Origin of the sequence: Microbacterium sp. CGR1, assembly GCF_051062835.1 — a bacterium.
Lineage (GTDB): Bacteria > Actinomycetota > Actinomycetes > Actinomycetales > Microbacteriaceae > Microbacterium.
Genome location: NZ_JAOTPG010000001.1, coordinates 655,454 through 677,847, shown reverse-complemented (window position 1 = coordinate 677,847; position 22,394 = coordinate 655,454). Strand labels below are relative to the sequence as shown.

Here is a 22,394-nt window from a genome sequence, read left to right as displayed (position 1 = left end):
CTGTCGGCCCACCCAGTCCACCGGGACGAGAACGGCCCCCAGACTCTAGAAACGGAAAGTCCAGCGCATGGCATCTACCGCAGACATCAAGAACGGCGTCGTCCTCAACATCGAGCGCCAGCTCTGGAGCGTTGTCGAGTTCCAGCACGTCAAGCCCGGCAAGGGCGGCGCATTCGTCCGCACCAAGCTCAAGAACGTGATGAGCGGCAAGGTCGTCGACAAGACGTTCAACGCCGGGGCGAAGATCGAGATCGAGAACGTCGACCGTCGCGATTACACCTACCTGTACACCGACGGCGACGGCTACGTGTTCATGGACCAGACCGACTTCGACCAGATCACCGTGAGCGCGGCGACGGTCGGCGACGCGAAGAACTTCCTGCTCGAGAACCAGCAGGTCACGATCGCCCTCAACAACGGCAACCCGCTCTACATCGACCTGCCGGCATCCGTGATCCTCGAGATCACGTACACCGAGCCGGGTCTGCAGGGCGACCGCTCGTCGGCGGGCACGAAGCCGGCGACGCTCGAGACCGGCTACGAGATCCAGGTTCCGCTGTTCGTCGAGACCAACACCAAGGTCAAGGTCGACACGCGCACGGGCGACTACCTCGGTCGCGAGAAGTAAGGCGTGAGCGCCCGTACGAAGGCGCGCAAGCGCGCACTCGACATCCTGTTCTCCGCCGACGTCCGTGGCGACGAGGTCGCGGTGACTCTGGCCGCCGAAGCCCAGCGCGCCGCGAGCGAGCCTGCCCGTGAGGCCTCCTGGCTGTACGCCCGCGAGGTCGTCGACGGCATCATCGATCATCGTGACGAGATCGACGAGCAGATCACCACGCACAGCCGCGACTGGAAGATCGAGCGCATGCCGGCCGTCGATCGCGCTCTGCTGCGCATCGGCGTCTGGGAGATCCTCTTCAACGACGCGGTGCCCACCGCGGTCGCCATCGATGAGGCGGTCGAACTCGCCAAGGAGTTCTCGACCGACGATTCGGGTGCGTTCGTGCACGGCGTGCTCGCACGCGTCTCTCGCGCAGCCTGAGCGAGGCATCAGGCGGCGGCGACCTCGATGTCCGCGGCCGCGGGAAGGATGGGGCCATGCCCGCGCCGCACGTCGACCTCCGCGACCTCATGCAGATCACGGATGTGGGCGGATATCAGCGCGGTCTGGCCTACTTCCGCGAGGGCAATGTGCTCGATGTGGTCTGGCATGAAGATCTCCTCGAGCTCGAGGGCCACGTCAGCGGCAGCGGCGACGCCCAGTACCAGACCGAGATCGTCTTCCTGTCGTCGAACGGCACGCGGCGGGTCCGCACGACGCGCTGCTCGTGCCCGGTACGCAGCGGATGCAAGCACGTCGTCGCGACGCTGCTGGCATCGAACGTCCACGAGTACACCGAGCAGGCCGCAGCGCTGAAGAGGCCCGCCGAGCCGATCGACCTGCCCGCGGCGACGCCTGCCGCGGCGACGCCGTCGTGGCGCAGCCTGCTCGACCCGGCCGTCTCCCGGCATCCTCAACCACTGGCGCTCGGAATCGAGCTGCGTCATCGGGAGTCCAGATCGGAGAACCACTGGGGTCCGCGCCCGGTGCGCGCAGCGACCGCGCGGGACCTCGCCCGGCCGAGTGGTGAGCTGCTGCTCGCGATCCGTCCGCTGATGCGCAGCGCGCAGACGGGATCCTGGATCCAGGGCGGTGCGGGGTGGGATGCGGTGCGGCGGGATGCGGCCCAGTTCGGACGCATGCAGAATCGCTGGTTCGGCGATCTGCTGAGCATCTCCCGCGACTCGCTGCTCTCCGGCAATGCCGGGGACTGGCTGGTGCTCGACCAGGTCGAGTCGCCCCTGCTGTGGGGCCAGCTCCGCTCCGGTGCAGAGCTCGGCATCCCGCTCGTCGCGAGCCAGAAGAACGCATCCGTCCGCCTCGCCACGTCGGCTGAGGTGTCGGCGCGCATCACGCGGGTCGAGGACGGTTCGCTGTCCGTGGCCGCCGAGGTGCAGATCGACGGTGCCCCCGTCGCCGCCCCCGCCGTGCATCCGATCGGTCGAACCGGCGTGTACTCGGCCGGCCTGATCGGGGCGCGCATCGAGATCCTGCTCGCAGAAGTTCCCCTGAGCGACCAGATCCGCGCGCTGCTCGCCGCGCCTGACGAGATCGTCGTCCCGACGTCCGATGAGCAGGCGTTCATCTCCGATGCTTACCCCCTGCTCGCGCGGCGTGGTGCGGTGCACACGGTCGGTGCCGTATCTCTGCCGGAGGTGCCCGACCCGAAGCCCATGCTGACGATCACCTACGAACGCGGCGACGTCGTCAGCTACACGTTCGAGTGGTCGTACGGCCGGTTCGGGCGGGTGCCGTTCGCCTGGACCGACGCCGCGGTGCGCGATGCCGCCGCCGAGACCACCTCGCGAGCACGGATCGAGGAGGCCTGGCAGGAGTTCAGGGCGACGAACTTCCGGCCTGCGGGCTCGTTCCACGACATCGACGCCGCGGCGTTCGTCGCCGAAGGCGTGCCCGTCCTCGAGGCCGTGGGTGTGACGGTCGAGTCGATCGGCGCCCCCAAGGAGTATCGCGAGCTGACCGGTGCCCCGGAGGTGAAGGTCACGACAGTCGAGACGACGGACTCGGACTGGTTCGATCTCGGCATCCTCGTGACGATCGACGGCCGCCGCATTCCCTTCGGTCCGCTGTTCACCGCGCTCAGCAAGGGCCGCAAGAAGCTGCTGCTCGCCGACGGCGGGTACTTCTCGCTCAGCCATCCGGCTCTGGATCGCCTCCGCGACCTGATCGAAGAGGCCGGCGAGCTGCAGGAATGGGAGACAGGCCCGCGGATCAGCCGGTACCAGACCGATCTGTGGGAGGAGTTCGAGGACCTCGCAGACGAGGCCGAGCCCGCGGTCAACTGGCGTGCCACGGCCGAGGGGCTCCGTCAGGCCACGGGGGTTCCCGAGACCCCTGTGCCTGCGGGAGTCCACGCGGAGCTGCGTCCGTATCAGAAGACCGGTTTCGACTGGCTCGCTTTCCTCTGGCGGCACCGGATGGGCGGCATCCTCGCGGACGATATGGGCCTCGGCAAGACGCTGCAGCTGCTGACCTTCATCCAGCACGCGAAGGATCAGGGCGAGACGCGCCCGTTCCTGGTTCTCGCGCCCACGTCGGTGCTGAGCACATGGCGGTCGGAGGCAGCGAGGTTCACGCCGGGGCTCCGGGTGTCGATCGTCGACAGCACCAGCGGCAGGCGCGCGGACGCGCTCCGCACCGCGGCGGAGACGGCCGACCTCGTCGTGAGCTCCTACACCGTGGCCCGGCTCGACGAGGAGGAGTTCCGCACCGTCGAATGGGCGGCGCTGATCCTCGACGAGGCCCAGTTCGTCAAGAACCCGAAGACGCGTCTGCACCGGGCCATCGCGACGTTCCGATCCGACGTGACGTACGCGGTGACCGGCACTCCCATGGAGAACAGCCTGTCGGAGCTCTGGTCGCTGCTGTCTCTGGCGGCTCCCGGACTGTTCCCGTCTGCACGGAAGTTCCGGGATCGCTACATCCAGCCGATCGAGAAGGGCAAGGTCCCCGAGAACGAGGAGGGCGGTGACTACCGCGCTCGGCGCCTCGCCCAGCTCCGTCGTCGTGTCCGACCCCTCATGCTGCGGCGCACGAAGGAGCTCGTCGCCTCCGACCTTCCGGCGAAGCAGGAGCAGCTGCTCGAGGTGGAGCTGAGCCCCGAGCATCGCGCGCTCTACGACGTGGTGCTGCAACGGGAGCGTCAGAAGGTGCTGGGCCTGCTCGACGATCTCGACCGCAACAGGTTCATCGTCTTCCGCTCGCTGACTCTGCTGAGGATGCTGAGTCTCGCTCCCGGTCTGGTCGACGAGGCGGACGCGGAGATCGGCTCCAGCAAGCTCGACACGCTGCTGGAGCGGGTGATCGAGCTGCAGGCGGAGGGCCACCGGGCGCTCGTCTTCAGCCAGTTCACGTCGTTCCTCGATCTCGCAGCCGCCCGCCTCGAGGCTGCGGGCATCCCGTACGCGCATCTCGACGGATCGACGCGGCATCGGGAGCAGGTCATCGACGCGTTCAAGGCGGGGGAGCAGCCGGTCTTCCTGATCAGCCTGAAGGCCGGAGGCTTCGGTCTGACGCTCACCGAGGCTGACTACGTCTTCCTGCTCGATCCGTGGTGGAACCCGGCTGCGGAGGAGCAGGCGATCGACCGCACGCACCGGATCGGGCAGACGAGTCAGGTGTTCGTCTACCGGATGATCTCGACCGGCACGATCGAGGAGAAGGTCCTGCAGCTGCAGCAGCGCAAGGCCCGCCTCTTCACCGCTGTCATGGACGACGACGAGCTGTTCGCGCAGTCGATCACGGCCGACGACATCAAGGGCCTGTTCGAGGATCGGTGATTTGTTCCGGCCCGGTCACCGCGTCCGCTCAGGGGCGCGTCGGTAGAATCGAACGGTTCACTTCAGGAGGAATGCATGCGGATCACGGGACTCGGCCACGCCGGGATGTTCATCGAGACGGTCGGCGGGAACATCATCTGCGACCCCGTTCTCGGGCCCTCCTTCTTCGGCTCGTGGTTCCCGTTCCCCGACAACCGTGGCCTCGACTGGGAGCGATTCGGCCGTGAGGCGGACTTCCTCTACATCTCGCACCGCCACCGCGACCACTTCGACCCGAAGCTGCTCGAGCGGTACATCCGCAAGGACATCGAGGTGCTCCTGCCCGAGTACCCGATCGATGACCTCGAGCAGGACATCAGGGCGCTCGGTTACACGAACATCACCTATGCCCCCGCCGGAGAGATCATCCAGCGCGGCGAGCTGAAGATCATGATCACGCCGCTGCGCGCCCCGAGCGACGGCCCGATCGGCGATTCGTCGCTGAACGTCGACGACGGAACGGCGTCGATCCTCAATCAGAACGACTCGCACCCTCTCGACCTCGACACGCTTCTGCACTTCGGCAAGCCCGACGCCTACTTCACGCAGGTCTCCGGGGCGATCTGGTGGCCCATGGTCTACGACCTGCCGCTGGACGCGAAGCAGAACTTCGCGAAGCTCAAGCGCGACGCCCAGAACAAGCGCGCGATGTACTACATCGACAAGGTGGACGCCCCGCACGTCTTCCCGATGGCAGGGCCGCCCATGTTCTTGCGCGACGACCTCTTCGACTTCAACGGGATCGGCCGCAACGGCGAGTCGATCTTCACGGATCAGAAGCAGTTCCTCGCTCACATGAACGAGCTGTCGCCGCAGTACGACGGTCACCTGTTCGTCCCCGGCACGGTCGTCACGGTCGCCGGGGGAGAAGTGGCCACGGAGCAGTCGCTCTACACCGAGGCGGAACTCGCCCACATCTTCGACGAGAAGTGGGACTACCTCGAGGATCAGCGGTCGTCGCGGCAGCAGGAGATCCGCGACGAGGAGGCGTCGCGAGCCGAGGTGCTTCCCGCCGCCGAGATCCTCGAAGCCCTCAAGGGCTGGTGGGAGCCGCTGCTGAAGAAGTCGCGCACCATCCGCCTCGGTGTCGGTGGGTGCGTCCGGTTCAAGATCGGCGACCTCGACATGGTCGTCGACTTCCCCCGCGCCAAGGTGCGGGAGTACGCGGGCGAGGAATGCATCTACTGGTACACGATCCCCGCCGATCTCGTCTCCACGAATATCCGCGACCATGAGATCGACTGGTCGAACTCGATCTTCCTGTCGATGCAGTTCCAGGTCGGACGCAGCGGCAAGTTCAACGAGTTCCTCACGACCTTCCTCAAGTGCCTCTCGGTCGACCGCATCGAGTACGTCGAGAACTGGTACCAGGAGCAGACCGACCAGACCGAGGACGCTGAAGTCGGCGACTGGGTCGTGCAGCGTCGCTGCCCGCATCTGCGCGCAGACCTCACGAAGACCGGAAAGGTCGACGAAGACGGCATCCTGACGTGCAGCATGCACGACTGGAAGTGGGACCTCAAGACCGGTCGCTGCCTCTCGACCAGTGGTCACCCCATCCGCTCGACCAAGATCGACGAGGTCTCCGACGCCGTGCTCAGCGAGGCCGGCTGACGTGCCGCGCTTCGCGCACCCGCAGGGTTCCGGTCGTGACGCACGCACGTCGCGGCTCGAGTACAAGGGACCGTGGCGGGGTGCGCGATGGATCGTGCGCTCTGATTCGGAGCGACTCGTGCGGATCGCTGCCGACTTCCTCATGGAGGAGGGATTCGAGGCGAGAGACGACGGTTTCGCCGACGGCCTGCGCGAGTGCGGCTCGGAGTGGACGGCGGCAGCCCTCGAGATCGGTGATGAGAGGCGTTCGCGACGCAGCTGGTGGCGCGGCCTTCTGACCGACGAGCTGCCTTTCCCGATGCCGCATGCGCTCCAGCACGTTCTTCCACCGACGCTGGTCGTCGCCGCCGCACGCCCGGTGGCCGCGGGGGTGGCCGAGCTCGTCGTCTTCCCTCACACCTCCTCACGCGGCGACGCCACCCATTCGCGGGCCGCGGCGCCACGGGTCGCCGCAGCCCTCGAGCAGATCACGGCGGCGGCGGGAGCCGAGGGCGCGATGCTCTCGCACGAGTCCCTGCGCGGGATCGCGAACGACGGATCGCCCGCCTCCCAGGCGGTCGTCCGCGACGTTCTCGGCTGGCACTGACGGCGCGCTAGACTGGATGCATCAAGCAACCTTTAACACCGTCCTGTGAGGCGGAGAAGGGAGCGGCTGATGAGTGCACGCACCGTTCTGCACGAAGCCGATATCTCGCGGGCTCTGACCCGTATCGCACACGAGATCCTCGAATCCAACCGAGGGGCTGAGAACCTCGTTCTGCTGGGCATTCCGACCCGCGGCGTCACTCTCGCCCGTCGCCTCGCCGCCGTCATCGGCGAGATCGCACAGACCTCGGTGCCGGTCGGAGCACTCGACGTCACGATGTTCCGTGACGATCTCGCCAAGCACCCCACAAGGTCGCCGCGTCCGACGGACATCCCGGTCGGCGGCATCGACGGACGCACCGTGGTCCTCGTCGACGACGTCCTCTTCTCTGGACGCAGCATCCGTGCAGCTCTGGACGCGCTGCAGTCGATCGGCCGCCCTGCGGTCGTGCGCCTGGCGATCCTCGTCGACCGCGGCCACCGCGAGCTGCCGATCCGCCCCGACTTCGTCGGCAAGAACATCCCCTCGTCCCGGCAGGAGCGCGTCAACGTGCGCCTCACCGAAGACGACGGCGCCGAAGAGGTGACGATCGAAGCATGAGACATCTCCTCGACACCCGCACCCTCGACCGCGAGACCGCTCTGCGCATCCTCGACGTCGCCGAGGACATGTCCGACACGCAGTCGCGCGAGGTCAAGAAGCTCCCGACGCTCCGGGGCAAGACCGTCGTCAACCTCTTCTTCGAGGACTCGACGCGCACTCGCATCTCGTTCGAGGCGGCGGCGAAGCGCCTCTCGGCCGATGTGATCAACTTCGCGGCCAAAGGCTCCAGCGTCTCCAAGGGCGAGAGCCTGAAGGACACGGCCCAGACGCTGCAGGCGATGGGCGCCGATGCGGTCGTCATCCGCCATCCCGCCTCCGGTGCTCCGCAGACACTCGCCACGAGCGGCTGGATCTCCGCAGGCGTCGTGAACGCCGGTGACGGCACGCACGAGCATCCGACGCAGGCGCTGCTCGACGCGTTCACGATCCGCAAGCGGCGGTTCGGCGCCGACAGCCGCGGTCGAGACCTCGCCGGCGTCCGCGTCGTCATCGTCGGCGACGTGCTGCACTCGCGGGTCGCGCGCTCCAACGTCTGGCTGCTCTCGACGCTCGGTGCCGAGGTCACTCTGGTGTCCCCGCCGACCCTCGTGCCGCAGAACGTCTCGCTCTGGCCGGCCAAGGTCGTCTACGACCTCGATCAGGCGCTGGCGGAAGGCCCGGACGCGGTGATGATGCTGCGCATCCAGCTCGAGCGGATGAACGCCGCGTATTTCCCCACTGAGCGGGAGTATTCCAGAAGGTGGGGTCTTGACGCACTGCGAGTCGCAGGCCTCCCGGACGGTAGCATTGTGATGCACCCCGGACCCATGAACCGGGGGTTGGAGATCTCCTCCGAAGCCGCCGATTCCCCGCGCTCCACCGTGCTGGAACAGGTGACGAACGGGGTGTCCATCCGGATGGCAGTGCTGTACCTGCTTCTTGCAGGAGAACGAGACGACGAACGAGGGGGAGACCAGTGAACGAGACCCTCGTCATCACCGGCGCACAGCTTCTCGGTGCGAAGAGCGCCGACATCATGGTCGAGAACGGGGTGATCTCCGAGATCGGCGCCGGGCTCGGTCGCGCGGGCGCGCGCGTCATCGACGCGGCGGGTCTGGTCGCCCTCCCGGGGCTGGTCGATCTGCACACGCATCTGCGCGAACCCGGGTACGAGGCGTCCGAGACGATCCTCACCGGAACCCGCGCTGCGGCGGCCGGTGGATTCACCGCCGTCTTCGCGATGCCGAACACGTCGCCGGTCGCCGACACGGCCGGAGTCGTCGAGCAGGAGCTCGCGCTCGGGGAGGCCGCAGGCTACGCCACGGTCCAGCCGATCGGCGCCGTCACCGTCGGGCAGAAGGGCGAACGCCTCGCCGAGCTGGGCGCGATGGCGACATCGCGCGCACAGGTGCGCGTCTTCAGCGACGACGGCTTCTGCGTCTTCGATCCGCTGATCATGCGCCGTGCGCTCGAGTACGTGAAGTCCTTCGACGGCGTCATCGCCCAGCACGCGCAGGATCCCCGTCTCACCGAGGGTGCCCAGATGAACGAGGGCACCGTCTCGGCAGAACTCGGACTCGCCGGCTGGCCCGCCGTGGCGGAGGAGTCGATCATCGCCCGCGATGTGCTCCTCGCCGAGCACGTGGGCTCCCGCCTGCACGTCTGCCACCTCTCGACCGCCGGCTCGGTCGACATCATCCGCTGGGCCAAGAAGCGCGGCATCAACGTGACCGCCGAGGTCACCCCTCATCACCTGCTGCTGACCGACGAGCTCGTGCGCGGGTACGACGCCCGGTACAAGGTCAACCCGCCTCTGCGACGCGAAGAGGATGTGCTCGCGGTGCGCGAGGGCCTCGCCGACGGCACGATCGACATCGTCGCGACCGACCATGCACCGCACCCGAGCGAGCACAAGGCATGCGAGTGGCAGGCCGCCGCGAACGGCATGGTGGGCCTCGAGAGCGCGCTGCGCGTCGTGCACCAGTCGATGGTGGAGACCGGTCTCATCGGCTGGGAGGACGTGGCACGCGTGATGAGTGCGGCACCCGCGCGGATCGGTCGCCTCTCAGGCCACGGCACGCCTCTCGAGGTCGGCGCACCCGCGCAGATCGCGCTCTACGACGCCTCGGTCGCCGGGGTGTTCACGGAATCCGACCTGCATGGCCGCAGCGTGAACTCGCCCTACCTCGGGCGTGACCTGCCCGGACGGGTCGAGTACACCGTGCATCGCGGGATCCTGACGGTCGACGGCGGCGCCGTCGTCGAGGAGCTGAACGCATGAGCACCAGGGACATCGCCATCGCGATCACGATCGCCGTGGCCGCGCTCGTCCTGCTCGCGATGTTCACCGCCTGGCGACGACGACTCCGACGCGACTCCGGCCTCACCGCACCGCTCGGAGTTCCCGAGCATGCCGAGGTCCTCGACCGCCACGAGGTGCTGTACGTGTCGACCACGAAGCACGACCAGCCGCTCGAGCGACTGACGCTGTCTCCTCTCGCATACCGCGCCCGAGGAGAGGTCGCGGTCACGGATCGCGGTCTCGCGCTGTGCCTCGACGGGGCGCCGACGGTCTTCCTGGCCTCGGCCCGTCTCGCGAGCGTCGACCGTGCGACGGTCACGATCGATCGCGTGGTCGAGCCCGGCGGCCTCGTCCGCGTGGCCTGGAGCGCCGACGACGACACGATCGTCGACTCCTACCTCCGTCTCACCGACGGGGATCCCCAGAACTTCATCTCAGAACTGCAGCGACTCGTCCCCGCCTCCGGCGCTTCCGACGACACCGCCGCCCCCGACACAGGAGCAACGTCATGACAGCCCTCCCCGAACCCGCCGTCCTCGTCCTCGAAGACGGAACCCGCCACACCGGCCGCGCATACGGCGCGCTGGGAACCACGATCGGCGAGGTCGTCTTCGCCACCGGCATGTCCGGCTACCAGGAGACGCTCACCGATCCGTCGTACGCCGGACAGATCGTCCTGCAGACCGCGCCGCACATCGGCAACACCGGAATGAACGACGAGGACCCCGAGTCCCGACGCATCTGGGTGGCCGGCTACATCGTGCGCGACCCCTCGCGCGTCGTCTCGAACTGGCGCGCGAACGCCTCACTCGACGAGGTGCTCGTGCAGGACGGCATCGTCGGCATCAGCGGCATCGACACCCGGTCGATCACGCGCCACATCCGGTCGGCCGGCTCCATGCGCGGCGGCATCTTCTCGGGAGAGGCCGCACGGCTCGACGCCGAGGAGCAGCTGCGCATCGTGCGTGAAGCGCCGCAGATGGCCGGTCAGAACCTCTCGGCGCAGGTGTCCGTCGACGTCGCCACGGTGACGACCGCGATGGGGGAGAGGGTCGGCAATCTCGCGGTCCTCGACCTCGGCGTGAAGCAGGCCACGATCGACAACCTCGCAGCCCGCGGGTTCGAGGTGCACGTGCTGCCGCAGAACGTCACGATCGACGACATCCGCTCGATCGATCCGGTCGCGGTCTTCTACTCGAACGGCCCCGGCGACCCGGCGGCTTCCGGTGACCACGTCGAGCTGCTGCGCGCAGTCCTCGACGACGGCCTTCCCTTCTTCGGCATCTGCTTCGGCAACCAACTGCTCGGTCGGGCCCTGGGCCTCGGCACCTACAAGCTCCCGTTCGGTCACCGCGGCATCAACCAGCCCGTGCTCGACAAGTCCACGGGACGCGTCGAGATCACCGCGCACAACCACGGGTTCGCCGTGGACGCCCCGCTCGAGGGATCCTTCGACAGCCCGAACGGCTACGGCAAGGTCGAGGTCAGCCACGTCGGACTGAACGACAACGTGGTGGAGGGCCTCCGCGCCCTCGACATCCCCGCGTTCTCGGTGCAGTACCACCCGGAGGCGGCCGCAGGCCCCCACGACGCCAACTACCTCTTCGACCGGTTCCGCGACATGGTCATCGCCAGCAAGAAGGACGCCAAGTAATGCCCAAGCGCGACGACATCAACTCCGTTCTCGTCATCGGCTCCGGCCCGATCGTCATCGGTCAGGCCTGCGAGTTCGACTACTCCGGCACCCAGGCGTGCCGCGTCCTCCGCGAGGAGGGCGTGCGGGTCATCCTGGTCAACTCCAACCCGGCCACGATCATGACCGACCCCGACTTCGCCGATGCGACGTACATCGAGCCGATCACCTGGCAGGTCATCGAGACCATCATCGCCAAGGAGCGTCCGGATGCCATCCTGCCGACCCTCGGCGGTCAGACCGCGCTCAACGCCGCGATCGAACTGCACAACCACGGCATCCTCGAAAAGTACGACGTCGAGCTGATCGGTGCGAGCTTCGAGGCGATCAACAAGGGCGAGGACCGTCAGATCTTCAAGCAGCTGGTGCTGGATGCCGGCGCAGACGTGGCGCGCAGCATCATCGCGCACACCATGGACGATCTGCTCGAGGGCGCTGCTGAGCTCGGCTACCCGCTCGTCGTCCGTCCGTCGTTCACCATGGGCGGCCTCGGCTCCGGCTTCGCGTACGACGAGGAGGACCTGCGCCGCATCGGTGGCGCGGGGCTCCGCGACTCGCCGACCACCGAGGTGCTCCTGGAGGAGTCCATCCTCGGCTGGAAGGAGTACGAGCTCGAGCTCATGCGCGACACCGCCGACAACACGGTGGTCGTCTGCTCGATCGAGAACGTCGACCCCGTCGGCGTGCACACGGGCGACTCGATCACCGTGGCTCCCGCGCTGACGCTCACCGACCGCGAGTACCAGAAGCTCCGTGACATCGGCATCGACATCATCCGCGCCGTCGGCGTCGACACCGGCGGATGCAACATCCAGTTCGCCGTCGACCCCAGCAACGGCCGCATCATCGTGATCGAGATGAACCCGCGCGTCTCGCGTTCGAGCGCCCTGGCCTCGAAGGCGACCGGGTTCCCGATCGCCAAGCTCGCCGCCAAGCTCGCGCTCGGTTACCGCCTCGACGAGATCCCGAACGACATCACGGGTGTGACGCCTGCGAGCTTCGAGCCCACGCTCGACTACGTCGTCGTCAAGGTGCCCCGATTCGCGTTCGAGAAGTTCCCCGCCGCGGACGCCACGCTCACCACGACCATGAAGTCCGTCGGCGAGGCCATGGCGATCGGACGCAACTATGCGACCGCCCTGCAGAAGGCGCTCCGCTCGCTCGAGAAGCGCGGCTCCAGCTTCCACTGGGGCGCCGAAGAGCGCTCGGTCGAAGAGCTGCTCGAGACCTCGAAGGTGCCGACCGACGGGCGGATCGTCACGCTGCAGCAGGCGCTGCGCAAGGGCGCGACCGTCGAGCAGGCCTTCGATGCCACGGCGATCGACCCGTGGTTCATCGATCAGATCGTGCTGATCAACGAGGTCGCCGAGATCGTGGCCGCAGCGCCGGAACTCGATGCCGCGACGCTCCGCTACGCGAAGGAGCACGGCTTCTCCGACGCGCAGATCGCCGAACTGCGAGGCGAGAAGGAGGCGGAGATCCGCGGCGTGCGCCACGGCCTCGGCATCCGCCCGGTGTTCAAGACCGTCGACACCTGCGCCGGCGAGTTCCCGGCTCTCACGCCGTACCACTACTCGAGCTACGACTTCGAGACGGAGGTCACGGCGTCGGATCGCACCAAGGTCGTGATCATCGGATCGGGTCCGAACCGCATCGGCCAGGGGGTCGAGTTCGACTACTCCTGCGTCCACGCGTCGTTCGCCCTCTCGGATGCCGGCTTCGAGACCATCATGGTCAACTGCAACCCCGAGACGGTGTCCACCGACTACGACACGTCGGACCGGCTCTACTTCGAGCCGCTCACGCTCGAGGACGTGCTGGAGGTCCTCGATGCGGAAGCCGCCAGCGGCACCATCCTCGGTGTCGTCTGCCAGCTCGGCGGCCAGACCCCTCTGGGGCTCGCGAAGGGCATCGAGGCGGCCGGCTACCAGGTGCTGGGCACCAGTCCTGAGGCCATCGACATCGCCGAAGAGCGCGAGCTGTTCTCGCAGCTTCTCGACACTGCGGGCCTCATCGCCCCCCGCCACGGCACCGCTGTGGACGCGGATGGCGCGGTGGCGGTCGCGGAGGAGATCGGGTATCCGGTGCTCGTGCGCCCCAGCTTCGTGCTCGGCGGACGCGGGATGGAGATCGTCTACAGCTCGGATTCGCTGCGCGAGTACTTCGTACGCACGGCGGGCGAGGTCATCATCGAGGAGGGCAAGCCCCTGCTCGTCGACCGGTTCCTCGATGACGCGATCGAGCTCGATGTCGATGCCCTCTACGACGGCACCGAACTGTTCATCGGTGGCGTGATGGAGCACCTCGAAGAGGCTGGCATCCACTCCGGCGATTCGAGCTGCACCCTTCCTCCCGTCTCGCTCGGACGCACCGACATCGACCGCGTCCGTGAGGCGACGCTGGCGATCGCGAAGGGCGTGGGCGTCCGTGGCCTGCTGAACGTGCAGTTCGCGATCAGCGCCGGCGTGCTCTACGTGATCGAGGCGAACCCGCGCGCGAGCCGCACGGTGCCCTTCGTCTCGAAGGCGCTGGGCATCCCGATGGCCAAGGCCGCGAGCCGTGTGATGGTGGGTTCGACGATCGCGGAGCTGCGCGCCGAGGGAATGCTGCCCGAGCAGGACGGTTCGCGCGTGCCCCTCGACGCGCCCGTGTCGGTCAAGGAGGCCGTGCTGCCCTTCAAGCGGTTCCGCACCGCAGACGGCAAGACGGTCGACTCGATCCTCGGACCGGAGATGCGCTCGACCGGTGAGGTCATGGGCATCGACCGCGACTTCCCGACGGCGTTCGCGAAGAGCCAGGCTGCAGCCTACGGCGGGATGCCGACCTCCGGCACGGTGTTCATCTCGGTCGCCGACTCCGACAAGAGAGCGGTCATCCTTCCGGCGCACCGCCTGCAGCAGCTCGGGTTCACGATCGTGGCCACCGAGGGCACGGCCGAGATCCTGTCGCGCAACGGCATCGCCGTGACAGTCGTCGAGAAGTACAGCGAGACCCAGGAGTCGGGCGCGACGAACATCGTCGACCTGATCAACGAGGGTGCGATCGACATCGTCGTGAACACCCCCTCGGGTGGGGCAGCACGTGCGGATGGCTACGAGATCCGCGCGGCCGCCGTCGCAGCCGACAAGGCGCTGTTCACCACGATGGCCGTGCTGGGCGCAGCGGTGAGCGGAATGGATGCGGCGCACGAGGGCTTCCAGGTCAAGAGCCTGCAGGAGTATGCCCTCGACCGGAAGGCCGCTTTGTGAGCGCACGCTTCGGTGAGCGGGTCCGTGCCGCCCTGTCGGCGCACGGCCCGCTCTGCGTGGGCATCGACCCGCATGCGTCGCTCCTGCGGTCCTGGGGACTCACGGATGACGCTCGCGGGGTCCGCGACTTCGGGCTGCGGACGATCGAGGCCGCCGCAGGCCGGGTCGGGGTCGTGAAGCCGCAGGTGTCGTTCTTCGAACGGTTCGGTTCCGTAGGGATCGCCGCCCTCGAAGACATCCTCGCGGCGGCGCGCGCCGCGGGCCTGATCGTGATCGCCGACGCGAAGCGCGGCGACATCGGATCCACCATGGATGCGTACGCCGAAGCCTGGCTCACGCCGGGGTCGCCTTTGGAGGCCGATGCGCTCACGGTGAACCCATTCCTCGGCGTCGGCGCGCTGGACGGCGCCTTCGCCCTGGCGCAGCAGCACGACAAAGGGCTGTTCGTCCTCGCGGCGACCAGCAACCCCGAGGCTGAGGGCCTGCAGCGCGCGGTCTCCGAGACGGGGCGCGCGGTGTCGGCCGACATCATCGCGGTGGTCTCGTCGCGCAACGCGGAGCACTCGAACGCGGGGGAGTGGGGGAGCTTCGGCTTCGTCATCGGTGCCACGGTCGACTGGGCCGATGCCGGCATCGCCGCATTCACGCCGACGGCGCCCATCCTCGCGCCCGGGTTCGGGACGCAGGGAGCGACCCCCGCAGACCTCCACCGCCGCTTCGGCGCGATCAGCGATGCTGTCATCGCCAGCGAGAGTCGCAGCATCCTCTCGGCAGGGCCCGCCGGCCTCGCCGCCGCCATCGACGCCCGCGTCGCAGAGTACAGGGAGGCCGGCCGTGGCTGAGTCTCGTCCGGTTCCCGAGGTCGATCGTGCCGCCGCCGCTCGCAAAGCGGTCGAGCGACGGCGCGCACGTGCCTCGCTCAAGCGCGACCTGACCATGCGGGTCGTGACCCCGCAGGCCGTCCTCGACCGAGCGACGGCCGATCCGGACTCGGTCGAGGGGTCGATGCGGATCACCGACTTCCTGCTCGCCCTCCCGGCGATCGGTGCAGGAAAGCGCGACCGCATCCTCGACGAGCTGCACATCTCGCCGGTCAAGAGACTGGGTGGTCTGGGCGTGCGTCAACGGGTCGCCCTCTCGCAGTGGCTCGACTCGCGTTTCCCCCTGCTCGAGCCGCGCGGAGCGCGCAGTCGCCTGCTCGTCCTGGCCGGGCCCACCGCGGTGGGCAAGGGGACCGTGGCCGCCCACATCCGCGAGCACAATCCCGAGATCCACCTGTCGGTCTCGGCCACCACACGTCAGGCTCGACCGGGCGAGGTCGACGGGGTGCACTACTTCTTCGTCGACGACGCCGAGTTCGACCGACTGATCGCCGAGGACGAGCTCCTCGAGTACGCCGTCGTGCACAACCGCTCGCGCTACGGCACACCCCGCGCGCCGATCGATGCCGCGCTGGCCGAGGGCAAGACGGTTCTGCTCGAGATCGATCTGCAGGGCGCGCGTCAGGTGCGCAAGGCCGAGCCCGCCGCTACCCTGATCTTCCTGCTGCCGCCGACGTGGGACGAACTCGTCCAGCGACTGGTCGGACGAGGCACCGAGGGCGCCGAGGAACGGGCTCGTCGACTGCGCACCGCCAAGGTCGAACTGGCCGCGCAGAACGAGTTCGACCACCTGATCGTGAACGAGGACGTCGCCACCGCTGCCGCAGAGGTCGTAGAATTGTCTTCGAGCTCTGCGCGCTGAGCATCTTCGCGCGCCCGCTGCACCGTCTTCGCGACGATCCCGTCGCCTGATCAGGAGGTCCCACCATGGCCGGACACCACACCAACGGAATCATCGATCCCCCCATCGACAACCTTCTCGACCGTGTCGACTCGAAGTACGAGCTCGTGATCTACGCCGCCAAGCGCGCGCGTCAGATCAACGACTACTACTCCGACCTGCACGAGGGAAACCTCTTCGACAACGTCGGTCCTCTGGTCGACTCCTCGGTCGAGGACAAGCCGCTGACCATCGCTCTGCACGAGATCAACGAGGACAAGCTCCGTCTCCGTCACGCCGAGTGACGTCCGATGACCGCACCGCCGGCTGATGTCGGCGGTGCGGTCCATCATGGGAGCCACCCCCTTCTTTCCGTCCGACCCCGTTCTGGAGCCCTGATGAGCGCCCTGCGTCTGTTCACGTCCGAGTCCGTCACCGAAGGGCACCCGGACAAGATCTGCGACCAGATCTCGGACAGCATCCTCGACGGGCTCATCGCGAAGGACCGGGATTCTCGCGTCGCGGTCGAGACCCTCGTCACCACGGGGCTCGTGCACGTCGCGGGCGAGATCCGCACCGAGGCGTACGTCGACATCCCGACCATCGTGCGCCAGGTCGTGAACCGCATCGGGTACACCTCGAGCGAGACCGGCTTCGACGGTGATTCCTGCGGCGTCAGCATCTCGGTCGGCGAGCAGTCGACAGACATTGCGCACGGCGTCGACAGTGCCCAGGAGCACCGCGACGGCGGATCGATCGATCCCCTCGACGGGCTCGGAGCGGGCGACCAGGGCATCATGTTCGGGTTCGCCACCAACGAGACGCCGCAGCTCATGCCGATGGCCGCGTGGACCGCGCACCGCATCGCCGAGCGGCTCACCGAGGTCCGACGCTCAGGGGTCCTTCCCTTCCTGCGTCCCGACGGCAAGACGCAGGTCACGCTCGGATACGACGGCTTCACGCCGAAGACCGTCGATGCCGTCGTCCTCTCGACGCAGCACCACCCCGACATCTCCCAGGACGAGCTCAAAGCGCAGGTGCGTGAGCATGTGATCGCCCCTGTCCTCGAGTCCACGGGGCTCGATCTCGACGACATCACGTACTACATCAACCCCGCAGGCCCGTTCGTCACCGGTGGCCCCAAGGGTGACGCAGGTCTCACCGGACGCAAGATCATCATCGACACGTACGGCGGCGCAGCTCGTCACGGTGGAGGCGCGTTCAGCGGCAAGGACCCGTCCAAAGTCGACCGCTCGGGTGCCTACGCGACCCGGTGGGTCGCGAAGAACGCGGTCGCCGCTGGTCTCGCCGACCGCCTCGAGGTCCAGGTCGCCTACGCGATCGGCGTGGCACGTCCCGTCGGCCTGTACGTCGAGACCTTCGGCACCGGCAAGGTCTCGGACGAGGTCATCACGCGGGCGATCAGCGAGGTCTTCGACCTGCGCCCGCAGGCGATCATCGAGCAGCTCGACCTGCTCCGCCCGATCTACGCGCAGACCGCTGCTTACGGACACTTCGGGCGCGAACTGCCGGAGTTCACGTGGGAGCGCACCGACCGCGCTGAAGAGCTGCGGCGCGCTGCCGGCCTCTGACGGGTGGCCTGATGCCATCTGATGGGCCGGAGCCGATTCGTTCCGACGGCGCGGTGGAGATTCCCGCCGAGGGCTCCGTGCCTGATGACAGCGCTCCGCAGCTGACGACGCAGAGCCGACGCATCGCACGGGTGCTCCTGGATTCGCCGCTCCCGCAGCTCGACCGGCTCTTCGACTACGCGCTGCCGGACGAGCTCGGCGACGTCCCGCCGGGAGTCCGCGTGCGCGTGCCCCTGCGCACGGCAGGTCGGGTGATCGATGGCTACGTCATCGAGGTCGACACCGAAGACGACGCAGACCGCCCGCTGTCCGAAGTCGACGGCATCGTGTCGGAGGTGCCGGTGCTGCCCGACCGGCTGTACCGTCTCGCGCGCCGTGCCGCAGACCGCGCGGCGGGTTCGGCATCCGATGTGCTCCGACTCGTCATCCCGAAGAGACAGGTGCGCGTCGAGAAGGCCTGGAAGGCTGACTCGCCCGCGGTCGTCCCGACCGACGATGCGCTCGCGGGCGCCGTCAGGCTGATCGCGTCTTACGACGGTCTCGACGAGGTGCTGGAGTCGGGAGGACGCGCCGCCGTCGAGGCGATCCCGGTGCACCACGACGGCGCACCGGGCTGGGCTGCGCTGCTGGCGTCGGCCGCGGCGAGGATGCTCGCTGACGGCCGGTCGAGCATCCTGGTCGTTCCGGATCACCGCGATCTCGATCAGCTCCTCGCCGTGCTCGCCACCGCTGTCCCGGCCGAAGCCGTCGCCCGGTACGACTCCCGGCAGACCAACCCCGATCGCTATCGATCCTTCCTCCGCTCGCTCGAAGACGCACCGAGCGTCGTCGTGGGCAACCGCTCCGCCGTGTATGCGCCCGTGCGTGCAGGACTCGTCGCCCTGTGGGACGACGGGGATCCTCTGCTCGGGGAGCCGCTCGCACCGTACATCAACGCCAGGGATGCGGCGCTTCTGCGTCAGGAGCAGGAGGACTCAGCACTCCTCTTCGTCGGGCACACTCGCACGACCGACGTCGAGCGTCTCGTCGCGCACGGCTGGTTGCAGGACATCAGGGCGGCCCGTCGGGTGCTGCCGAGAGTGGTTCTGAGCACACCCCAGGAGATGGATGCGCCCACAGCGCAGCGGATGCCGTCGTCCGCGTTCCTCTCGGCACGCAATGCCGCCGCAGAGGGACCGGTGCTGGTGCAGGTCTCGCGCCCCGGGTTCGCGCCCTCGTTGGTCTGCGCCGAGTGCCGGGCTCCTGCCCGCTGCGCCCACTGCGGCGGTCCGCTGGGTGCGAAGCATCGCGGTGCCGTCCCCGTGTGCGCCTGGTGCGGGCGCGGCGCTCGCGCCTGGACCTGCCCGGCGTGCTCCTCGACGAAGCTGCGGCTCGCCTCGTCGGGAAGCGAACGCACGGCCGATGAGCTCGGCAAGGCGTTCCCCGGCATTCGCGTGATCGTGGCCGACAGCGCTCACCCTGTGGAGCACGTCGCGGACAAGCCGTCGCTCGTGGTCGCGACACGCGGCGCGGAACCGCTGGCTGACGGCGGCTACCGAGCGGTCGTCTTGCTCGACGGACCGCGGATGCTGCAGGCCCCCGATCTCCGCATCGGAGAGGCGTGTCTGCGCTGGTGGTCCAATGCCGCAGCCCTCGCGGCTCCCGGAGCCCCCATCCACCTCGTCGGAGTCGACGGCTCCATCGCGCGGGCACTCGCCACGTGGAACCAGTCCGGTTATGCGAGAGCCGAGCTCGCCGAGCGTGCGCCGCTGCATATGCCGCCGGCCACTCGTGTGGCGCTGGTCGAAGGAACCACGGCGGCCGTCGCCCGCGCACTGGCGTCGCTTCAGGAACTCGCGCTCCCCGCCGATGCGGTCCTCGGCCCCGTGCCGATCGAGTCCGACGACCACCCACCCCGTGTCCGCGCGCTCGTGCGCTTCGAGTACGGCTCAGGGGCCAAGGTCGCGACGACGCTTCGCGCCTCGGTCGTCGCCGAAGCCGTGAGCGCACGTCGGGGCAAGGGCAAGTCGACTCGGAGCGCGCTCTCGGTTCGGCTCGATATCCTCGACCCAGAGCTCTGATCGCGAAGAATCCGTCAGTCGCCACCCGATCCACCCCTCCGGAGCACCTTCATGCGTCTCGTCTTCGCCGGCACACCGTCGGCAGCCGTCCCCACCCTCCGTCGCCTCGCGGCAGAGCACGACATCGCCGCGGTCGTCACGCGGCCCGACGCGCCACTGGGACGCAAGCGGGTGCTGACGCCGTCGCCGGTCGCGCAAGTCGCCGCCGAACTCGGGCTGCCGGTCATCAAGGCCGCGCGCCTGGATGCCGAGGCCACGGATGCGATCGCCGCCCTCGCCGTCGACCTCGGGGTCATCGTCGCCTATGGCGGGCTCGTCCGCGAACCGCTGCTCTCGACGCCGGCGCAGGGCTGGATCAACCTGCACTTCTCGCTCCTGCCGGAGTGGCGCGGGGCAGCCCCGGTGCAGCGAGCCCTGATCGCCGGCGACGACCAGCTCGGCGCGAGCGTCTTCCAGCTCGTCCCTGCGCTCGATGCGGGTGACGTCTTCGCCACACGCGTCGTCGACGTCGCATCGGAGGCGACGGCGGATGCGGCGCTCGAGACCCTCGCGATCGACGGCGCTGATCTGACGTCCGAGGTCGTCGCCGCGATCGCCGACGGCACGGCTCGGGCGGTCCCGCAGCAAGGCGAACCGTCGCTCGCTCCGAAGCTCACCCTCGACGACGGACAGCTCGACTGGAACGAGCCTCTCGCGAAGGTCTTCGCGCGCTTCCGCGGAGTGACCCCCGAGCCCGGCGCCCACACGACCGTCGACGGTCTGCGGCTGAAAGTCCTCGAGGCCGCGCCCGCCGGAGACGGTCCGGACCTGGAGCCGGGTGAGATCGCCGCGACCAAGACAGCGTTGCTGATCGGCACGGCGTCGGCCCCGCTGTCGGTCACGCGGGTGCAGCCCGCAGGAAAGGGCGCCATGAACGCCGTCGACTGGTGGCGTGGTCAGCGCGACACCGAGAATGTGAGGGCCGGAGCATGAGCGGCGAGCAGAGCGACCGTCCGCGCCGCACCGGGCGCACCGGAGAGTCCCGCGGACACTCGCAAGGACGACGTGGTTCGTCGAAGGGCCAGCGGGATCAGTCCTCTTCGGGTGCCACGCAGCACCGCGGGGGACAGCGCCCGGGCCCGCAGCGCACGGTGCAACCGGCCCGACGGGTCGCCTACGACGTTCTCCGTGCGGTGTCCGAGTCGGATGCCTACGCGAACCTGATCCTGCCTCCGGCGATCGCCGAAGCGGGGCTGAACCCCCAGGATGCGGCGCTGGCCACCGAGCTCGCCTACGGCACGCTGCGCCGTCGCGGCACCTACGACGCGATCATCTCGGCCGCCGCCGATCGTCAGGCGGACGAGATCGATCCGGCGGTGCTGGACGCCCTGCGGCTCGCGACGCATCAGCTCCTCGCGACCCGCGTCGCCTCGCACGCCGCCGTCAACGAGTCCGTGAACCTGGTCGCCGCGGCGCACGGCCGTGGTGCCTCGAGCTTCGCGAACGCGGTCCTGCGCCGGATCTCTCGTGAGACGCCGGGGGAGTGGGAACAGCGCATCGAGAGCTCCGCCCGCTCGGACGATGAGCGGCTCGCCTTGCGATCGGCCCACCCGGTGTGGGTCATCCGGGCGCTGCGCCGTGCACTGGCCGCCGAGGGCAGGGTCGATGAGCTCGAGGACCTCCTCGAGGCCGACAACGCCTCGCCCGAGGTGACGCTGGTGGCGCTGCCCGGCCTCGCCGAGCCGGGCGAGCCGAGGCGACCATACGCCCCGACGGCATACGGCTCGCCGGGCGGAGACCCTCATCGGGTGATCTCCGAGTCCGGCGGCACCGTGCGGGTGCAGGACGAGGGGTCCCAGCTGGTCGCCCTCGCCCTGGCTGAGGCCGCGCCGATCGCCGCGGGCGAACGCTGGCTCGACCTCTGTGCCGGCCCCGGAGGCAAGACCGCGTTGCTCGCGTCGATCGCCCGTGAGCACGACGTCACTCTCGAGGCCAACGAGGTCGTCCCGACGCGCGCGCGACTCGTCCGCAACGCCCTGCGCGCCGTGCCCGGCGACGTGGTGGTGCACGAGGAGGACGGCCGGTCCTTCGGCGCCTCGCACAGCGGCGTGTTCGATCGCATCCTCGTCGATGCCCCGTGCACGGGCCTCGGTGCCCTGAGAAGGCGCCCTGAGGCGCGGTGGCGCAAGAGCCCGGCCGACGTCGCCGAGTTGGTTCCGCTGCAGGTCGAGCTCCTGAGCTCTGCGCTCGACGCGCTCGCCCCCGGTGGCATCGTCGCCTACGCGACCTGCTCGCCGCATCTCGCCGAGACCACAGGCGTGGTTCAGGAGGTGCTGCGCGGACGCAGCGACATCACAGAACTCGACGCGCGAGCCGTGGTCGCGAACGTCGCCGAATCGCCGATCGACCTCGGGAGCGACGGGTCGGGTCGCGTGCAGCTGTGGCCGCACCGTCACGGCACCGACGCGATGTTCCTCGCGCTCCTGCAGCGCACAGCGACCGAGCCGAGCGGCGCGAACGCCGAAGAAGGAGACTAGAGA

General features: G+C 68.6%; 18 protein-coding genes. All 18 read left to right on the top strand.

The genetic code is table 11. The features are described from left to right. Positions 1-67 precede the first annotated feature (67 nt). The 18 genes from efp to OD997_RS03240 all read left to right on the top strand — a co-directional run bounded on the left by efp (position 68) and on the right by OD997_RS03240 (position 22,391). Positions 68-628 (top strand): elongation factor P, encoded by a 561-nt coding sequence (gene efp / locus OD997_RS03325; protein WP_311245144.1) that lies wholly within the window; start codon positions 68-70, stop codon positions 626-628. Positions 629-631: 3 nt separating this feature from the next. Continuing rightward, on the top strand, positions 632-1,042 hold the full coding sequence (nusB, locus tag OD997_RS03320; protein WP_311245143.1) for a transcription antitermination factor NusB: 411 nt from the start codon (positions 632-634) through the stop codon (positions 1,040-1,042). A 56-nt stretch (positions 1,043-1,098) separates the two neighbouring features. Next, positions 1,099-4,398, top strand: coding sequence for an SNF2-related protein (locus tag OD997_RS03315; RefSeq protein WP_434330335.1), 3,300 nt, complete (start codon positions 1,099-1,101; stop codon positions 4,396-4,398). 75 nt (positions 4,399-4,473) lie between these two features. Continuing rightward, the gene (locus OD997_RS03310; protein WP_434330334.1) at positions 4,474-6,051 is read left to right on the top strand and encodes a Rieske 2Fe-2S domain-containing protein; all 1,578 of its coding nucleotides are present in this window, start codon (positions 4,474-4,476) and stop codon (positions 6,049-6,051) included. Between the two features lies 1 nt (position 6,052). After that, a complete protein-coding gene (locus OD997_RS03305) occupies positions 6,053-6,637 on the top strand; it encodes a hypothetical protein (RefSeq protein ID WP_434330333.1) in 585 nt (194 codons plus the stop codon). Between the two features lie 69 nt (positions 6,638-6,706). Then, the gene (gene pyrR / locus OD997_RS03300) at positions 6,707-7,237 is read left to right on the top strand and encodes a bifunctional pyr operon transcriptional regulator/uracil phosphoribosyltransferase PyrR (RefSeq protein WP_056307666.1); all 531 of its coding nucleotides are present in this window, start codon (positions 6,707-6,709) and stop codon (positions 7,235-7,237) included. Next, on the top strand, positions 7,234-8,199 hold the full coding sequence (locus OD997_RS03295) for an aspartate carbamoyltransferase catalytic subunit (RefSeq protein ID WP_434330332.1): 966 nt from the start codon (positions 7,234-7,236) through the stop codon (positions 8,197-8,199). Before pyrR ends, OD997_RS03295 begins: the two co-directional genes overlap by 4 nt. Next, positions 8,196-9,500 carry a dihydroorotase gene (locus OD997_RS03290; protein ID WP_434330331.1) on the top strand — a complete coding sequence of 435 codons (1,305 nt, stop codon included), beginning with the start codon at positions 8,196-8,198 and terminating at the stop codon, positions 9,498-9,500. The genes OD997_RS03295 and OD997_RS03290 overlap by 4 nt, the downstream gene beginning before the upstream one ends. Continuing rightward, the gene (locus OD997_RS03285) at positions 9,497-10,033 is read left to right on the top strand and encodes a hypothetical protein (RefSeq protein WP_434330330.1); all 537 of its coding nucleotides are present in this window, start codon (positions 9,497-9,499) and stop codon (positions 10,031-10,033) included. Before OD997_RS03290 ends, OD997_RS03285 begins: the two co-directional genes overlap by 4 nt. Next, positions 10,030-11,175 (top strand): glutamine-hydrolyzing carbamoyl-phosphate synthase small subunit, encoded by a 1,146-nt coding sequence (gene carA, locus OD997_RS03280; RefSeq protein ID WP_120492934.1) that lies wholly within the window; start codon positions 10,030-10,032, stop codon positions 11,173-11,175. The genes OD997_RS03285 and carA overlap by 4 nt, the downstream gene beginning before the upstream one ends. Further along, positions 11,175-14,462, top strand: coding sequence for a carbamoyl-phosphate synthase large subunit (gene carB, locus OD997_RS03275; protein ID WP_434330329.1), 3,288 nt, complete (start codon positions 11,175-11,177; stop codon positions 14,460-14,462). Before carA ends, carB begins: the two co-directional genes overlap by 1 nt. After that, positions 14,459-15,304: an orotidine-5'-phosphate decarboxylase gene (gene pyrF, locus OD997_RS03270; RefSeq protein ID WP_434330328.1), complete on the top strand. Its 846-nt coding sequence runs from the start codon at positions 14,459-14,461 to the stop codon at positions 15,302-15,304. Before carB ends, pyrF begins: the two co-directional genes overlap by 4 nt. Beyond that, positions 15,297-16,205, top strand: coding sequence for a guanylate kinase (gmk, locus tag OD997_RS03265; protein ID WP_434330327.1), 909 nt, complete (start codon positions 15,297-15,299; stop codon positions 16,203-16,205). The genes pyrF and gmk overlap by 8 nt, the downstream gene beginning before the upstream one ends. A gap of 65 nt (positions 16,206-16,270) precedes the next feature. Beyond that, on the top strand, positions 16,271-16,528 hold the full coding sequence (rpoZ, locus tag OD997_RS03260; RefSeq protein WP_042536631.1) for a DNA-directed RNA polymerase subunit omega: 258 nt from the start codon (positions 16,271-16,273) through the stop codon (positions 16,526-16,528). A gap of 93 nt (positions 16,529-16,621) precedes the next feature. Further along, entirely contained in the window at positions 16,622-17,815 is a 1,194-nt protein-coding gene (gene metK, locus OD997_RS03255; RefSeq protein ID WP_311245132.1) for a methionine adenosyltransferase, read from the top strand. An 11-nt stretch (positions 17,816-17,826) separates the two neighbouring features. Continuing rightward, complete coding sequence (locus OD997_RS03250; RefSeq protein ID WP_434330326.1) at positions 17,827-19,875, top strand: primosomal protein N'; 2,049 nt, start codon at positions 17,827-17,829, stop codon at positions 19,873-19,875. A 51-nt stretch (positions 19,876-19,926) separates the two neighbouring features. After that, positions 19,927-20,847, top strand: a complete 921-nt coding sequence (fmt, locus tag OD997_RS03245; RefSeq protein ID WP_434330325.1) for a methionyl-tRNA formyltransferase — start codon at positions 19,927-19,929, stop codon at positions 20,845-20,847. Further along, positions 20,844-22,391 carry an RsmB/NOP family class I SAM-dependent RNA methyltransferase gene (locus tag OD997_RS03240; RefSeq protein WP_434330324.1) on the top strand — a complete coding sequence of 516 codons (1,548 nt, stop codon included), beginning with the start codon at positions 20,844-20,846 and terminating at the stop codon, positions 22,389-22,391. Before fmt ends, OD997_RS03240 begins: the two co-directional genes overlap by 4 nt. Positions 22,392-22,394: the final 3 nt, after the last annotated feature.

Bases quoted from the DNA above. Each gene is read 5' to 3' on its own strand.
- efp (WP_311245144.1), top strand. From the start codon at position 68: ATGGCATCTACCGCAGACATCAAGAACGGCGTCGTCCTCAACATCGAG.
- OD997_RS03315 (WP_434330335.1), top strand. From the start codon at position 1,099: ATGCCCGCGCCGCACGTCGACCTCCGCGACCTCATGCAGATCACGGAT.
- OD997_RS03310 (WP_434330334.1), top strand. From the start codon at position 4,474: ATGCGGATCACGGGACTCGGCCACGCCGGGATGTTCATCGAGACGGTC.
- pyrR (WP_056307666.1), top strand. From the start codon at position 6,707: ATGAGTGCACGCACCGTTCTGCACGAAGCCGATATCTCGCGGGCTCTG.
- OD997_RS03295 (WP_434330332.1), top strand. From the start codon at position 7,234: ATGAGACATCTCCTCGACACCCGCACCCTCGACCGCGAGACCGCTCTG.
- OD997_RS03285 (WP_434330330.1), top strand. From the start codon at position 9,497: ATGAGCACCAGGGACATCGCCATCGCGATCACGATCGCCGTGGCCGCG.
- carA (WP_120492934.1), top strand. From the start codon at position 10,030: ATGACAGCCCTCCCCGAACCCGCCGTCCTCGTCCTCGAAGACGGAACC.
- carB (WP_434330329.1), top strand. From the start codon at position 11,175: ATGCCCAAGCGCGACGACATCAACTCCGTTCTCGTCATCGGCTCCGGC.
- rpoZ (WP_042536631.1), top strand. From the start codon at position 16,271: ATGGCCGGACACCACACCAACGGAATCATCGATCCCCCCATCGACAAC.
- metK (WP_311245132.1), top strand. From the start codon at position 16,622: ATGAGCGCCCTGCGTCTGTTCACGTCCGAGTCCGTCACCGAAGGGCAC.
- OD997_RS03250 (WP_434330326.1), top strand. From the start codon at position 17,827: ATGCCATCTGATGGGCCGGAGCCGATTCGTTCCGACGGCGCGGTGGAG.
- fmt (WP_434330325.1), top strand. From the start codon at position 19,927: ATGCGTCTCGTCTTCGCCGGCACACCGTCGGCAGCCGTCCCCACCCTC.
- OD997_RS03240 (WP_434330324.1), top strand. From the start codon at position 20,844: ATGAGCGGCGAGCAGAGCGACCGTCCGCGCCGCACCGGGCGCACCGGA.